Raw genomic sequence first — 14,040 nt, 5'->3', positions numbered from 1 at the left:
CTGGTCATCAGGCGCCTTTCCCTTTCTTTTGCGGCGACCTTCGAATCGATATCAGGTTGAGTGCGATTACCGCTATCGCGACGCCGACAAATATCGCGAGCGCGCCGTAGCGAAACTCCGTCATTCGGTCATAAATCAAGCCGTGAATCGCCGAATAAAGTCCACCGAGCCAGATCGCGACACCCACCAGCGCGATAGCCACTCGTCGTTCGGATTTCTTCATCGTCGCCTCTAACGTTGCTAAAACCTGCCGCGCAGGCCCGGATCGCGCGTGAGGTCTGGGGTCTTCTGCGTGAGACGCAGAACGCCCTGGTCGTCGAAGTAAAAATTGAACAGCAGGTTGGTGATGTTGTTTTCCTGATAGCGATACGACCACACTTCGCGTTGCATCCGCCTGAAGTAGGACGTCTGGAACGGCCGGCCGAAGTTGATCAGGACGTCGTGGCGAGGCCATGTGCCCACCTGCGCGCGGTTGAACTCGCTCTCCTGGAGGACTTGCCGCGCGCTGACCACGTTCCCGGACGCATCGATATCGACCGCCGTGGTGGTCGTGCCCATCGGCTGTGTCGGCCACATCAGGCGCCGGCCACCATCCGGCAGATCGTATGTTTCGCGCGGGGGACCAAGACGCGAGATCACCGACGCTTCGTCGGCGCCTGGCGGGATCTGCTGATGCGGCTGCGCACACGCGGATATCACCAACACCGTTGCGCAAGTACGCAACCACGCGAATCGCCTACCCATCATGGTTCTCCCGCCGACGGTCACGGCGCGCTGCGTCGCTTGGTTGGAGAGTGCTAAGTATCCCGATCGAATATGCCTGCGTGTCGTGCCAACTCACGAGTGACCAACCAGCTTAATACGCGGATAGGGCACCCGCTATTGGATCAAGGTCCAATATCGTTTACTGCGCCGCCGTCCGATACTCGATCGTGGCGGCAAATCGATTGAAAACGGGCAAGCCGCGGCGCTGCTGGTCCACACGACCTTGTTCAAACGACGTTAGCAATCGATACCTGCCGCGTCCATTACAGGAAACCGCCCGCACGGCTTGAAGCGGGCCGTCAAAAGGTTCTCGAAATGTCTCAGACGATGCGACTCGCGCCGGCACTGGCGATCATGCTGCTGATCTGCAGTGCGCATGCGCAGCAACCGATCATCTACCCCGCGAGGGGCCAGAGCCCGCAGCAGCAGGCAAGCGATATGGGCCAATGCGAAGCGTGGGCACGCCAAACGACCGGCGTCGACCCGAACGCGCTTGCGCAACGCGCGGCAAACCAGCCGCCGCCACCGGGGCCGCAAGGCGAACGGGTGCGCGGCGCCGCAGGTGGCGCCGCGATGGGCGCGGCGATTGGCGCGATAGCGGGTGACGCAGGTAAAGGCGCGGCAATCGGCGCGGTGACCGGAACGGTGGGCGGCGGCATTCGCCAGCGCCGAAATGCGGCCGCCGCGTCGCAGCAGCAACAGGCCGTCGCGCAAGACACGTCGCAGCAACTGGCTACATTCAACCGCGCCGTCTCGGCGTGCATGAACGGACGAGGCTACACCATCAATTAGCTTCCACGCTACGAAAGGTGACGACCGTGAAGAGAACCCTAACAGCAATCTCATGCGCCGTTGCCTGCGCGCTTGCGCCGGCGTTGAGCCTTGCTGCGGATTTCGATGGCAAAACGCCGCTCATCTGCGCGACGTACGACGCGCATTCGTGCGACCCTGGCGTGCTGTGCGAACGCTCGCTGCCGGGCGATATCGGCTTGCCTCAATTCATGAGAATCGATTTCGCCAAGAAGACGATCCAGGGAACGTCGCGCACGACGGCGATCGAGTCAATCGACAAAACGCCGGGTCAGGTGCTGCTGCAAGGCACGGAGCTCGGCTTTGGATGGACGCTGGTGATCGATTCCGCGACCGGCGAGATGACCTCGACCATCGTCAACCGCGACAATGCGTTCGTGATGTTTGGTGCATGCACGCCAAAATAGACGGTGAACCTCGACGTACCGCGGGGTTTTAAGCGCAAGGCGAGCGACATTAGCTGGCCTGCTGTGCAGCGTCAGGACTCCTCGCGTTCCGGCATCACCTGAACCGTCAACGTGCGGTTTTTCCAGAACAGGTTGTTCACGCGTGGTTGCAGATTACGCAGCGCATGTGCGCCTACGTCGCCGAACCCAAGCAGCACGGCCGGGCGTGAGCCGGTTCCTTCGACGCGCTGGATCGAGTCGAATGGTGGAAACCCGTATCCGCACAGAAACTGCCTGATTTCCTCGTCGGTCGTGTCGGTTTCGATATTGGCTACCCAGAGCTCGGCCATCTTGACCTCCTTGCTATCGACAGTTCATTGATGTCGTCGGTCGTTTTATTGTAGAACGTGCCGTCATCGCCACGGGCTGCCGATCTGGATATAGAACGCGTTCTGGCCTGGCCCTCGCGCGATATCGATGCCCATGGTCAGGCCGATCTTGCGCACGAGCAGATAGCGGAACCCGGCGCCGAACCCATAGGCGACCGGCGCATCGGAAAAGGAGTGAAGATTGCCGTATGCGCGGCCGACGCCGGAAAACCCCAGTACCGACCAGTCCGGTGTGACGTTCCAGCGCAACTCGACTTCGGTGGTCAACTGGTTGCGGTCCTGATATTTCGCGGCCGGCACGCCGCGCAACACCACGAACGGCTGCGCGAAGAACGGAATGTTGCCTTGCGAAAACCCGCTGTCGACGCGCAAGCCAAGCACCCAGCGCTCACCGAGCGGCATCCAGTGAAATGCCTTGGCGGACTGCACCTCGAAATCAGACGTACTCCCCAATCCGCCACGAGCGAACTCGGCGACGAATTGCGCATAGGTGCCCGATGAAGGATAGAAATTGTTATCGCGGGAATCGTAACTGGTAACGAGCCCGCCCTTTGCGACACGCTGATCGGCGGTGAAATTCCCGTGGTCGGTCGGCAATCCGAAGTCGAACCGTGTATGCGAATCGAAGAACGTATAGCGTGGGCCGACATACCATCGAGACTCGCCGAGGCGAAACAGCAATTCATGGAACATCGCAAAGCCGTCCAGTTGATACGACCGCGCTTGCTGCTGCACGCCGTAGTAGCTCAGCTGCAAATTGATCTTGCCGATGATGCCCGTATAGCGAATCCGGTCGTCGTCCCACGAATGCGTATGCAGTGCCGCGGCGCCCCAGCTATGCGTTCCGGTTGCGAAGCCGGCAATCCCCGTGATGTTGGGGCGTGCGGTCTTACCGTCGGGATTGCCGTCGGGCGATGCGGATTGATCGACGTCGGCGCCGTCAGGCAGGCTGAAATGAAGCAAGGCGACGCCCAGCCCATAGCCGATCGCCGGTTCCGTGATGAAGATCGGCACCGGCAATACACCATTGCTGCGCAACAGGAAGTTGCTCATGTCCAATCCGGTACTGGCATTTGCCGCTTCAGGCAGGTTCTCACCCGCGATGGCGGCCGGCACGCGCAACGTTGAAGCGGCAAGCAAAGCGATGGTTACGAGCCGATAAAGAATTTTCACAAACGTCAATTAGTGGTTCACATCAATGCATTGGCCGATGTTTTGACATTTTCCACTTGAGTGCGTTACCGCGTTACAAAATGGCGGTGAATGTCCTAACATCATATTGAGTTGACGCCCCCACCCAAGGAGCGGCCATGTCCTCGCATAACGAACGATGGGCCCGAGCCGTGCGCATGTGGCTACTCGTCATGCTGACGTCGGCGGCTGGTTTTACGCATGCCCAAACCGAGCCCGCACAGCCGCAGCCCGCTCAACCCGCTCAACCGGCCCCGTCTGCTCAACCCAATCAGCCTGTTCCATTCAAGCCCGAGGAAATCGAAGCGCTGGTCGCGCCGATTGCGCTTTATCCGGACTCTGTTCTGTCGCAAGTGCTGATGGCGTCGACTTATCCGCTTGAGATCGTGCATGCGGCGCGCTGGGCCAAGGCCAACCCGAAGCTGAAGGGCGATGCGGCCGTCAAGGCTGTCGAGAATGAGCCCTGGGATGTCAGCGTGAAGTCGCTTGTGGCGTTTCCGCAGATCCTCGAGCCGATGAATGACAAGCTCGACTGGACGCAAAAATTGGGCGATGCATTTCTGGCGCAGGAAAAGGACGTTTTCGCCGCGATTCAGCGGTTGCGCGCGCGTGCGCAGGAAGCAGGCAACCTCAAGTCGACCGAGCAGCAGAAGGTGGTCGTCGAGCAGGCGCCCCCTCCCGCAGGCGGAGGCCAGCCCCCCACGCAGACCATTGTGCGCATCGAGCCCGCGAATCCGGAGGTAATTTACGTTCCGGCCTATAACCCGACGGTCGTTTACGGCGCGTGGAGCTATCCGACTTATCCGCCGTACTACTGGCCGCCGCCGCCCGCTTACTATCCGGGCGCGGCGCTCGCGACTGGCTTTGCGTGGGGCATCGGTCTTGCCGCTGCAGGCGCGATTTTCAGCGACTGCAACTGGGGCGGCGGCGACGTCAATATCAATGTCAACAAAGCGGCGAACATCGATCGCAACTTCGATCGCACGAAGGTGCAGGGCAACGGCAACCGCTGGCAGCATGATGGGAGCCATCGGCAGGGCGTCGCGTATCGCGACAACGCGACGCGTAACAAATACGCAGGCAACGTTCCCGGCGCGGAAGGACGATCCGATTTCCGTGGACGCAATAACGGTACGAATCAGCGCGCCAGCGTCGCGGATCGTGCGGGAACGGGCAATCGCGCAGCCACTGCCGATCGGGCGGGCGCGGGCAATCGCGCTGCAACGGCTGACCGGGGAAACGCCGGCAATCGCGCAACAACAGCTGATCGCGGAAACGCCGGCAATCGCGCGACAACCGCTGACCGGGGAGGCGCCGGCAATCGGGCGACGACCGCGGATCGGTCCAACCTGAATGATCGCGGCGGCGCATCGAACCGGGGCGGCGCGGGCGCTGGCAACTTTAACCGCGCAAGCGATCAGGTTGGCGGCGGCGGCTTTGGCGGTGGTGGAGGTGGCGGGCGCGACAATGCATTTCAAGGCGTAGGCGCGGGTGGTGCGACGCAGCGCAGCGCGGATCGCGGACGTTCCAGCATGCAGGGCTCGGGCTTTAACCGGCCGAGCGGCGGCGGAATGCGGGGTGGCGGCGGTGGCGCGCGCGGCGGCAGGCGCTAGGAGGCGACAGCATGAAGCCATGGTTACGGTTTGCATCCGCGTCGCTCGCTGGCGCGCTTCGCATGATCGCGGCGGCGTGCGTGTTCAGCGTCGCGACGCTGTCCGCCGCTCACGCGGAAAAGAACTTCAGTACTCCGGAAGCGGCGATGGACGCGTTCGGCGATGCGGTCATTCACAATCAGGAAGCGGGGCTGCAATCGCTCTTCGGCCAGGACTTCCGTCAGCTGATTCCGCCGGTCGGCGCCGACGTGCGCGATCGCTTTATCGATGAATGGGGCGTATCGCATACGGTTCAGTCAGTCGATGCGACTCATGCGCGAATTGCAGTCGGCAACGATGGTTGGACGTTGCCGATTCCACTCGTGAAGTCGTCGCAAGGGTGGCACTTCGACACTCATGCGGGTGCCGAAGAAATGCGCGCACGCCGCATCGGACGCAACGAGCTCGCGGTGATCCAGACCATGCTCGCGATCTACGACGCACAGCGCGAATACGCGTCGACCGATCACAACGGAGACGGTTTGCTCGCGTATGCGTCGAAACTAAGGAGTTCGCCAGGCAAGCAGGACGGCCTCTATTGGCCGACGCAGGCGAACGAACCGCCCAGTCCGCTCGGCCCAGCCTTTATCAAGGCGGGCGCGCGTAAAGCCGGGGAGGCCGGATATCACGGCTATCACTACAAGCTGCTCACGTCGCAGGGCCCGCACGCGCCGGGCGGCGCCTACGACTATATGACGCATGGCCGGCTGTTCGGCGGCTTCGCGGTAGTCGCATGGCCCGTGAAATATGGCGACACGGGCATCAAGAGCTTTATGGTGAGTCATGCGGGGCAGGTCTATCAACGGGACCTGGGCCCGGATGGCGCGGCCGTCGCAAGCGCCATGAAGTCGTTCGATCCCGGACCGGGCTGGACGAAAGTCGCGCCTTGATGCGAACGGCGCGCGGCGACAGGCCTCTGTGCCGCCTCGTTCGCTTCGGGGGGGCAGCATGAACCGGCTCTCCGTTTGCCTGACCTCGCTCATCGTCACGCTTTTCGCCGCGACGTTCGCTAACGCGGCACTGCGTTACGACTGGGACGACGTCTTGGTTCCGCAAGCCGCCGAATTGCCGAGGCTATCGCGGCAGTCCGAGCAGCGCTACTTCGATCAGATGTTTCGCGAGCAGGGCATCGAACCCGATTCCGCCAAGGCGCAAATCGTCCGCACGTGGATTAATAAAATGCGGCACGACCCGATTATCGCGTCGGCTATTCCGGGTGGCGCGCAAGGTCTCGGCCGGCTATTTCTTGATACGCAGACGCGGGAAACGGTGCTGCTGAACGGGCTGGTACGGCTTTCCGCGGCCGACAGGCTGAGTTATGTCCAGCTTCTGTCGAAGTTTCTCGACGAACTGGTTCCGGTTGATTGCTTTGGCCTTGTCGATATGAACGACGTGATGAACCGGGTCTCGCTGCGCGAAATGTCCGATGCGGACGCCGCGCAATATTTCGATCTGCTGGCGAAGGTGATGGTGAGTGACGCGCTCAATGCCCCTATCGTTTTGCCCACGCACGAGCAGTACGCCGCTGCGAAACTGCAGCTTGCGCATGCGCTGTTCGCGCAGTTAAGCGGCGATGAATCCGATATGACACGCTTCAAAAACTATTCGGCCAATCCTGCTCAGGCCACGCCCAGCGACACATGCTGGGCAACACGCGTGACGATGCATGCGATCCTGTCGATGCCCGATCCAGGCCGCGACTTCATTCTGTTGATCAGCATCCTGCAGTCGGTCGCACAAAAAAAGGCGCCGGCCGGCGGCGAAACTCCGTCTGACACACCGCCCGCCGTGCCGTCACCTTCGTCCGCGCAACCTGGCCGTGCACCGGCACGTTAGACGTCTGTGCGCGTGGGCCCATCGCGGGCCCGGGTACTAGGCGGGCGGATAAAACTGCATCCCATGTTCGCGCGTGCTGATACGCGTGCCGGCGGCGCGCTCGACAATCGCCACGATATCGGGCAGCGCGCCGATCACCGCGTCATTTCCGGTGTTGCGCGCGAACTCCATCGCGGCTTGCACCTTCGGTCCCATCGATCCGGACGCGAACCCGAGCTGATCGAGGTCATCCGGGTGCGCGCGCGCAATGGCTTTCTGTGTCGGCTTGCCCCAGTCGACATACGCTGCGTTGACATCGGTGGCAATGATCAGCAGATCGGCTTCGAGCTCCTGCGCGAGCAGCGCGGAGCACAGGTCCTTGTCGATCACCGCTTCCACGCCGTGCAACTGACGATTCGGTCCATAGGAAGTCGGAATGCCGCCGCCGCCCGCGCAGATCACAATCGTGCCTTTCTCGAGCAGCCATTTGACCGGCCGGATTTCAAAGATTCGGTGCGGCCGCGGACTGGCGACCACGCGACGAAACTTGTCGCCGTCCGGCGCGATGCTCCAGCCTTTTTCCTTTGCGAAGCGTTCCGCTTCTTCCTTCGTGTAAACCGGCCCGATGGGCTTGGTTGGACGCTTGAACGCGGGGTCGTCGGGATCGACTTCGACTTGCGTCAGAATGGTCGCGAACGGCACCTCGAACGGCAGCAGGTTGCCCAATTCCTGTTCGATCATGTACCCGATCATGCCCTCGGTCTGTGCGCCGAGCACATCGAGCGGATAAGGCGTGACCTCCTTGTAGGCCGCGCTTTGCAGCGCAAGCAGACCGACTTGCGGACCGTTGCCGTGCGCAACCACGAGCTCGTTGCCTGGTGCGACTTTCGCAATTTGCGCGGCGGCGATCCTCACATTGTCGCGCTGCTGGCTATCCGTCATCGGCTGGCCGCGCTGCAATAGCGCGTTACCGCCCAAAGCAATCACTAGGCGCACGATAGATCCCTCCGAAATTGCGCGCAGCCGCAGGGGCCGTAGCGCCACACGGCTGCGCAGACTGGAGCGAGGCCCGACGCAATCAGATGTCGGCCAACGTCGAGACGAGAATCGCCTTGATCGTATGCATCCGGTTTTCCGCCTGTTCGAATGCGATGTTGTAGTCGGATTCGAATACGTCTTCCGTTACTTCGATGCCGTTCGCCAGATGCGGATACCGTTCCGCGATCTGTTTGCCGACCTTCGTTTCGCTATTGTGGAACGCAGGCAGGCAGTGCATGAACTTCGTGCGCGGGTTACCGGTCGATTGGAGCAACGCCATATTGACCTGGTACGGCAGCAATTCCTTGATGCGCTCGTCCCATGCTTCGACGGGCTCGCCCATCGACACCCATACGTCCGTGTGGATGAAGTCCACCCCTTTCACCGCTTCTTTCGGATCTTCAGTCAGTTTCATGCGCGCGCCGCTTGCCTTTGCGAACTTCTCGCAGGCCGCGATATGTTCCTTGCTGGGCCATAGCGACTTCGGCGCGCCGATGCGCACTTCCATGCCGAGCTTTGCGCCGATCAGCAGCAACGAATTGCCCATGTTGTTGCGCGCATCGCCGAGATACGTATAGCTGATGTCGTGAAGCGGTTTGTCCGCGTGTTCGCGCATGGTCAGCACGTCGGCAAGCATTTGCGTCGGGTGATACTCGTCGGTCAGGCCATTGAAGACCGGTACCCCTGCATAGTGCGCGAGTTCTTCGACAATCTCCTGGCTAAAGCCACGATACTCGATCGCGTCGTACATGCGGCCTAGCACGCGAGCGGTATCCTTCATGCTCTCCTTGTGCCCGATTTGCGACGACGTCGGGTCGATGTACGTGACATTCGCCCCCTGATCGTGCGCGGCGACTTCGAACGCGCAACGCGTGCGCGTGGATGTTTTTTCGAAGATCAGCGCAATCTCCTTGCGACACAGGTGCTGCTGCTCCGTGCCTGCATACTTGGCGCGCTTGAGGTCGCGCGACAGATCGAGCAGATAGAGTAAATCGCGCGTGCTGTGATGCATCAGACTGAGTAGGCTACGATTTCGCAGATTGAAGGCCATGAGTCGTCTCCGTCGAATGAAATGTCGTGCTAACGCTTCAGTAATCGACCGCGTCGCGCTGAACCGGGCAGGTCATGCAGTGGCCGCCGCCGCGTCCGCGGCCCAGTTCGCTGGCGGTGATCGTGATCACTTCGACACCGGCCTTGCGTAGCAGCGTGTTGGTAAACGTATTGCGGTCGTAGCCGATCACCACGCCGGGCTCGACACAGACCATGTTGTTACCGTCGTCCCATTGTTCACGCTCCGCGGCGAACGAGTTGCCGCCCGTTTCGACGACGCGCAGTTCCTTCAGGCCCAGCGCATCGCCGACGGCTTTGACAAACGGCTTGTCTTCGCGCTGGATGCTCATGCCATAGGCGCTTTTCTCATCGGGCCTGAGCGAGAAGGTGATGATCTGATTGACCACTTCGGGGAAGATCGTGACGAGGTCGCGGTCGCAGAAGCTGAAGACCGTATCGAGGTGCATCGCGGCCCGTGATTTCGGCAGCCCCGCGACCATTACCTGCTGGGCCGCGCCCTTTGCGAATAGCGCGCGTGCGACCTGGCCGATGGCCTGGCGCGACGTACGCTCGCCCATGCCGATCAGCACGACGCCTTTGCCAATCGGCATCACGTCGCCGCCTTCCAGTGTCGATGCGCCGTGATCCTTGTCAGGGTCGCCGTACCAGACTTCAAAGTCCTGATTCACGAAGCTCGGGTGGAACTTGTAGATCGCGCTGGCGAGCAGCGTCTCCCTGCGCCGGGCCGGCCAATACATCGGATTGAGCGTCACGCCGCCGTAGATCCAGCAAGTCGTATCGCGGGTAAACACCATGTTCGGCAGCGGTGACAACAGGAAGCTCGAATAGCCGATGTATTCGCGAAATAGCTTGACGACAGGCGCATCGCTGGCTGGGATGTCGTCGATCGACGCGCCGCCGATCAGGAATTCGGCGAGCCTGCGCGACTCCAGTTCGTTCATCCACGAGCGCACTTCATTGCTCAAGCCCACGCCGACGGTATCGTCGTTGATTCTGCGATCCAGCACCCAGGTGCGGGCTTCCGGGTTATCGAGCGTCTGCGTCAGCAGGTTGTGCACGTCGAGCACCTCGACGCCGCGCTCGCGCATCTTGGTCACGAAGTCGAAATGGTCGCGCTTTGCCTGGCTGACCCAGATCACGTCGTCGAACAGGAGCTCGTCGCAGTTGCTAGGTGTGAGCCGCTGATGCGCGAGTCCAGGCGACGAAACCATCACCTTGCGTAGCTTGCCGACCTCGGAATAGGCACCCAGCTTATTGACCTCGGTACTCATCGCGTTTCTCCCATCACAGAATCAGAGCGTCAGGAACCCCTTGTAGAGTCCGAATGCCGCAACGACCGCTGCAATCACGACGGCGGCAAAAACCACTTTTTCAATCGATGTGAAAACGGGCCGGCCGCTTTCGCGCTTGGCTTTTGCAAACAGAATGGCGCCCGGCGCGTAAAGCAGCGCCGACAGCAACAGGTATTTAACGCCGCCCGCGTAAAGCAGCCATACCGCATAGATCACCGCGATTCCCGCAATGATCAGGTCCTTGTTGCGCACCGATGCGGCGACCTTCTCGTAGCCTTCGCCGCGAATCGCGAGCAGAAACGCATACGAAACGGACCACAGATACGGCACCAGGATCATCGACGTCGCGAGGTAGATCAGCGACAGATAGGTGCCCTTCGAAAACAGCGTGATGATCAAAAAGACCTGCACCATCGCATTGGTGAGCCACAACGCATTGGCTGGTACGTTGTTCGCGTTTTCCCTGCGAAGAAACGCGGGCATGGTGTGATCCTTTGCCGCGGAGAACAGAATCTCCGCACATAGCAGCACCCATGACAGCAACGCGCCGGCAAGCGAAATGACGAGGCCGACGCTGATCAATATCGCGCCCCAATGGCCGACGACGTGTTCGAGCACGCCCGCCATCGACGGATTCTGAAGCTTGGCCAGATCCGGTTGCGTCATGATGCCGAGCGAAAGCACGTTGACCAGCACCAGCACCAGCAGCACCGTCAGGAAGCCGATCACGGTTGCTCGACCCACGTCGCTGCGTCTTTCTGCGCGCGCTGAAAAAATGCTCGCACCTTCGATGCCGACGAATACCCACACCGTCACGAGCATCATGTTGCGCACCTGATTCATCACGCTGCCGAGTTGCGGATTGGATTTGCCCCATACGTCCGCGGTAAAAATGTCGAGCTTGAATGCGAAGAAGCAGATCACGATAAACAGCACGAGCGGCACGATCTTGGCCACCGTCGTAACCTGATTGATAAACGCCGCTTCCTTGATGCCGCGCAACACGAGCGCATGCACACACCACAACAGCACCGATGCGCAAACGATCGCAATGACGGTGTTCCCCTCGCCGAATATCGGGAAGAAGTAGCCAAGCGTGCTAAAGAGCAAAACGAAGTAGCCGACATTTCCCAGCCACGCGCTGATCCAGTATCCCCAGGCGGATGAGAAACCCATGTAATCGCCGAAGCCGGCCTGCGCATAGGCATAGACGCCGCCATCGAGATCGGGTTTGCGGATCGCGAGAGTCTGGAACACGAACGCGAGCATCAGCATGCCGATGCCGGTGATGACCCATCCGATCACCACCGCGCCGACATCGGCGCTATTGGCCATGTTCTGCGGTAAGGAGAAAATGCCTCCGCCGACCATCGAGCCGATGACCAGCGCAGTGAGCGCACCAAGCCTGAGCTTATGCGTGGTGGGCTCCGCGTGAGTGACACCCGTTGCTTCGTTCATGTCTCCTCCCTGCGACTGGCGCATGCGAGTCCCGCGCCGATCTCCGCCTTATGGGCATCGTTCGGACGCAGACCCTGCACAAGGACATGTGTAATTCGGCTAGTTAATTCCGAATGCTAAATAAGCGCGACGGACTGACAAGCGCACACGGGATTCTTGCTATTGCAATCCACGTTGCCAGCAATACTTGCTATCAGGGATGAAGTGTTTCGTAAGTCATTCTGGTAGATGAAGCCGAATTGTTCAAGGACACGATACGAATTGTCCGGTCGGCATGATTGAGAGTAACAGTGAATTGGTAAGGATAATTAACGTTTCACGGGGTCACTTAATCAACGTGCAAGATGGGAGCGGCGCCGCATGGGCGCCGCTTTGATCACGCTGTATAGGCCGGCTTGTACGCGCGTTCCCTGATATAGGCCTCGATGTCTTTCGGGCGCGGCACACGAGCCAGGTTTTTGTCAAAGATGTGTTCGGCGACCCGTGCCGCCACATGCAGCGATGCGTCCAGAATCTTCGCCTGAGGCGGATAGATCAATCCGGTCTCGAGACTTTCCTCGGAGACCTGCTCCGCTACCGCCTTTGCCGCGACGATAAACATCTCCTCCGTGACGCGTGTCGCTTCGGTCGCATAGACGGCCATTCCCATCGCCGGGAAGATATACACATTGTTTCCTTGCCCCGGCACGAACGTGCGACCATCGTGAAGCGTGACCGGAGGAAACGGACTGCCGCTCGCGAAAATGGCGTTCCCGTTCGACCATGTATAGGCTTCTTCCGCCGTGCATTCGGAACGCGAGGTCGGATTCGAGTATGGGAAGATGATCGGCCGTTCGTTGAGCTCGCTCATCGCTTCGATCACTTGCTGGTTAAACAGCTTCGGCACCGTGCTGACACCGATGATGCCGGTGGGCTTCAGCGCCTTCACCGCATCGACGAATTTGTCGAGCGGCGCGTGGTCCACGGCGAACGGCTTCTGGAAATCCGCAAGGTCGCTACGCGACCTGACCATCAACCCGTGCACATCGAATAACGCGTGCCGCGCCCGCGCTTCGTCGATGGTCAGTCCTTCCAGCGTCATCGCTTCGCTGATCAGCTCGGCAATACCGGTTGCGGCCGAACCGCCGCCCAGAAACAGAAAACGTTGGTCAGTCAGCTTCCCGCCCGAAATTCGCAATGCGCCGAAGATACCGGCAAGTGCGACCGCCGCGGTGCCCTGAATGTCGTCGTTATAGGTGCAGAGCTTGTCCTTGTAGTGCGCGAGCAGCGGCACCGCATTGAAGTTTGCGAAGTCTTCCCACTGCACGCAGCATTTCGGAAACAGCGCTTGCACCGCATCAATGAATTCACCGACGAATGCGCGATATTCGTCGCCGCGTACACGCTCGTGGCGCAGGCCGAGATAAAGCGGGTCTTCCAGCAGTTCATGGTTGTTGGTGCCGACGTCGAGCGTCACCGGCATGCAGTACTGCGGTGGCACGCCGGCGCACGCGGTGTAAAGCGACAGCTTGCCGATCGGAATGCCCATGCCGCCGATGCCGAGGTCGCCGAGGCCGAGAATGCGTTCGCCGTCGGTCACGACGATAAACCGCACATCCTTCTCTGGCCAGTTTTGCAGCAGTGCCTTGATGCGGCCGCGCGCGGAGATCGGCAGGTACATGCCGCGTGCGCCGCGATAGATGTGATCAAACTTCTGGCAGGCCTCGCCGACCGTCGGCGTATAGACGATCGGCATGAAGCGCGAAGGGTCCGACATTAACGTCGCATAGAACATCGTTTCATTGCGCGACTGAAGGTCTGACAGATAGAGATACTTCTGCAGGTCGCCGTCCAGATGCGCAAGCTCCGAATGGACGCGCGCAATCTGCAATTCCAGCGTGCGATAGCCCGGCGGTAATAATCCTTCCAGGTGATAAGTGCGCCGTTCAGCGTCGGTGAATGCGGTGCCCTTGTTCAGGTGCGGGTAGCGTAGAAGCTCGTAACCGGCGAGTGTGGGTTGCTGCGTGCTCATCGAAACCTCCTCATTGTTCAGTGGCGACATACGGCTTGACCATCTTGCGGGCATCGACAATGCGATCGAACTCCGCTTCGGTGACGAAACCGAGTTCGAGCGCTGCCTGCCTGAGCGTCTGGTCGTGGTCCATCGCATGGTGGGCGATCTTCGAGGCCTTGT

At 60.5% G+C, this 14,040-nt stretch carries 15 protein-coding genes; 5 read left to right on the top strand and 10 right to left on the bottom strand.

Going from position 1 to position 14,040, the window contains the following annotated elements; translation table 11 throughout:
• Nucleotides 1-7: 7 nt before the first annotated feature.
• Nucleotides 8-223 (bottom strand): DUF2964 family protein, encoded by a 216-nt coding sequence (locus tag HV796_RS28920; RefSeq protein WP_175230293.1) that lies wholly within the window; start codon nucleotides 221-223, stop codon nucleotides 8-10.
• A gap of 17 nt (nucleotides 224-240) precedes the next feature.
• Entirely contained in the window at nucleotides 241-744 is a 504-nt protein-coding gene (locus tag HV796_RS28915; RefSeq protein WP_175230405.1) for a hypothetical protein, read from the bottom strand.
• Between the two features lie 336 nt (nucleotides 745-1,080).
• On the opposite strand from HV796_RS28915, the gene HV796_RS28910 reads away from it, so the two are divergent.
• Nucleotides 1,081-1,557 carry a YMGG-like glycine zipper-containing protein gene (locus HV796_RS28910; protein WP_175230288.1) on the top strand — a complete coding sequence of 159 codons (477 nt, stop codon included), beginning with the start codon at nucleotides 1,081-1,083 and terminating at the stop codon, nucleotides 1,555-1,557.
• A gap of 26 nt (nucleotides 1,558-1,583) precedes the next feature.
• Nucleotides 1,584-1,982, top strand: coding sequence for a hypothetical protein (locus tag HV796_RS28905; RefSeq protein ID WP_246356097.1), 399 nt, complete (start codon nucleotides 1,584-1,586; stop codon nucleotides 1,980-1,982).
• A gap of 71 nt (nucleotides 1,983-2,053) precedes the next feature.
• Here HV796_RS28905 and HV796_RS28900 read toward each other — a convergent pair whose 3' ends face one another.
• Together HV796_RS28900 and HV796_RS28895 are read right to left on the bottom strand one after the other, a co-directional pair.
• A complete protein-coding gene (locus HV796_RS28900; RefSeq protein WP_175230285.1) occupies nucleotides 2,054-2,311 on the bottom strand; it encodes an RNA recognition motif domain-containing protein in 258 nt (85 codons plus the stop codon).
• A gap of 63 nt (nucleotides 2,312-2,374) precedes the next feature.
• A complete protein-coding gene (locus HV796_RS28895; protein WP_175230281.1) occupies nucleotides 2,375-3,403 on the bottom strand; it encodes a BamA/TamA family outer membrane protein in 1,029 nt (342 codons plus the stop codon).
• Nucleotides 3,404-3,660: 257 nt separating this feature from the next.
• Between HV796_RS28895 and HV796_RS28890 the strand changes: the two genes are divergently transcribed.
• From HV796_RS28890 to HV796_RS28880, 3 genes are read left to right on the top strand one after another with little or no spacing between them, the layout of a single operon-like run.
• Nucleotides 3,661-5,154: a DUF3300 domain-containing protein gene (locus HV796_RS28890; RefSeq protein ID WP_175230279.1), complete on the top strand. Its 1,494-nt coding sequence runs from the start codon at nucleotides 3,661-3,663 to the stop codon at nucleotides 5,152-5,154.
• Nucleotides 5,155-5,165: 11 nt separating this feature from the next.
• Nucleotides 5,166-6,083: a DUF2950 domain-containing protein gene (locus tag HV796_RS28885; protein WP_175230276.1), complete on the top strand. Its 918-nt coding sequence runs from the start codon at nucleotides 5,166-5,168 to the stop codon at nucleotides 6,081-6,083.
• 58 nt (nucleotides 6,084-6,141) lie between these two features.
• Nucleotides 6,142-7,029 (top strand): hypothetical protein, encoded by an 888-nt coding sequence (locus HV796_RS28880; protein ID WP_175230273.1) that lies wholly within the window; start codon nucleotides 6,142-6,144, stop codon nucleotides 7,027-7,029.
• Nucleotides 7,030-7,065: 36 nt separating this feature from the next.
• Here HV796_RS28880 and arcC read toward each other — a convergent pair whose 3' ends face one another.
• The 6 genes from arcC to HV796_RS28850 all read right to left on the bottom strand — a co-directional run bounded on the left by arcC (nucleotide 7,066) and on the right by HV796_RS28850 (nucleotide 14,026).
• Nucleotides 7,066-8,007: a carbamate kinase gene (arcC, locus tag HV796_RS28875; protein WP_217478029.1), complete on the bottom strand. Its 942-nt coding sequence runs from the start codon at nucleotides 8,005-8,007 to the stop codon at nucleotides 7,066-7,068.
• A gap of 79 nt (nucleotides 8,008-8,086) precedes the next feature.
• Nucleotides 8,087-9,097 carry an ornithine carbamoyltransferase gene (locus tag HV796_RS28870; RefSeq protein ID WP_175230264.1) on the bottom strand — a complete coding sequence of 337 codons (1,011 nt, stop codon included), beginning with the start codon at nucleotides 9,095-9,097 and terminating at the stop codon, nucleotides 8,087-8,089.
• A 37-nt stretch (nucleotides 9,098-9,134) separates the two neighbouring features.
• Nucleotides 9,135-10,388: an arginine deiminase gene (arcA, locus tag HV796_RS28865; RefSeq protein WP_175230261.1), complete on the bottom strand. Its 1,254-nt coding sequence runs from the start codon at nucleotides 10,386-10,388 to the stop codon at nucleotides 9,135-9,137.
• Between the two features lie 21 nt (nucleotides 10,389-10,409).
• A complete protein-coding gene (arcD, locus tag HV796_RS28860) occupies nucleotides 10,410-11,867 on the bottom strand; it encodes an arginine-ornithine antiporter (RefSeq protein WP_175230258.1) in 1,458 nt (485 codons plus the stop codon).
• Nucleotides 11,868-12,243: 376 nt separating this feature from the next.
• Complete coding sequence (locus HV796_RS28855) at nucleotides 12,244-13,878, bottom strand: NAD-dependent malic enzyme (RefSeq protein ID WP_175230255.1); 1,635 nt, start codon at nucleotides 13,876-13,878, stop codon at nucleotides 12,244-12,246.
• 10 nt (nucleotides 13,879-13,888) lie between these two features.
• Nucleotides 13,889-14,026 carry a hypothetical protein gene (locus HV796_RS28850; RefSeq protein ID WP_281369883.1) on the bottom strand — a complete coding sequence of 46 codons (138 nt, stop codon included), beginning with the start codon at nucleotides 14,024-14,026 and terminating at the stop codon, nucleotides 13,889-13,891.
• Nucleotides 14,027-14,040: the final 14 nt, after the last annotated feature.

The sequence above is a fragment of the Paraburkholderia humisilvae genome, assembly GCF_902859855.1.
Classification (GTDB): domain Bacteria; phylum Pseudomonadota; class Gammaproteobacteria; order Burkholderiales; family Burkholderiaceae; genus Paraburkholderia; species Paraburkholderia humisilvae.
This window is presented reverse-complemented; position numbering and strand designations above follow the sequence as displayed.

Excerpts from the sequence above, each read along its gene's own strand:
- HV796_RS28915 (WP_175230405.1), bottom strand. The coding sequence starts at position 744 with ATGGGTAGGCGATTCGCGTGGTTGCGTACTTGCGCAACGGTGTTGGTG.
- HV796_RS28900 (WP_175230285.1), bottom strand. The coding sequence starts at position 2,311 with ATGGCCGAGCTCTGGGTAGCCAATATCGAAACCGACACGACCGACGAG.
- HV796_RS28870 (WP_175230264.1), bottom strand. The coding sequence starts at position 9,097 with ATGGCCTTCAATCTGCGAAATCGTAGCCTACTCAGTCTGATGCATCAC.
- HV796_RS28885 (WP_175230276.1), top strand. The coding sequence starts at position 5,166 with ATGAAGCCATGGTTACGGTTTGCATCCGCGTCGCTCGCTGGCGCGCTT.
- arcD (WP_175230258.1), bottom strand. The coding sequence starts at position 11,867 with ATGAACGAAGCAACGGGTGTCACTCACGCGGAGCCCACCACGCATAAG.
- HV796_RS28920 (WP_175230293.1), bottom strand. The coding sequence starts at position 223 with ATGAAGAAATCCGAACGACGAGTGGCTATCGCGCTGGTGGGTGTCGCG.
- HV796_RS28895 (WP_175230281.1), bottom strand. The coding sequence starts at position 3,403 with ATGAGCAACTTCCTGTTGCGCAGCAATGGTGTATTGCCGGTGCCGATC.
- HV796_RS28910 (WP_175230288.1), top strand. The coding sequence starts at position 1,081 with ATGTCTCAGACGATGCGACTCGCGCCGGCACTGGCGATCATGCTGCTG.
- HV796_RS28855 (WP_175230255.1), bottom strand. The coding sequence starts at position 13,878 with ATGAGCACGCAGCAACCCACACTCGCCGGTTACGAGCTTCTACGCTAC.
- HV796_RS28890 (WP_175230279.1), top strand. The coding sequence starts at position 3,661 with ATGTCCTCGCATAACGAACGATGGGCCCGAGCCGTGCGCATGTGGCTA.
- HV796_RS28880 (WP_175230273.1), top strand. The coding sequence starts at position 6,142 with ATGAACCGGCTCTCCGTTTGCCTGACCTCGCTCATCGTCACGCTTTTC.
- arcA (WP_175230261.1), bottom strand. The coding sequence starts at position 10,388 with ATGAGTACCGAGGTCAATAAGCTGGGTGCCTATTCCGAGGTCGGCAAG.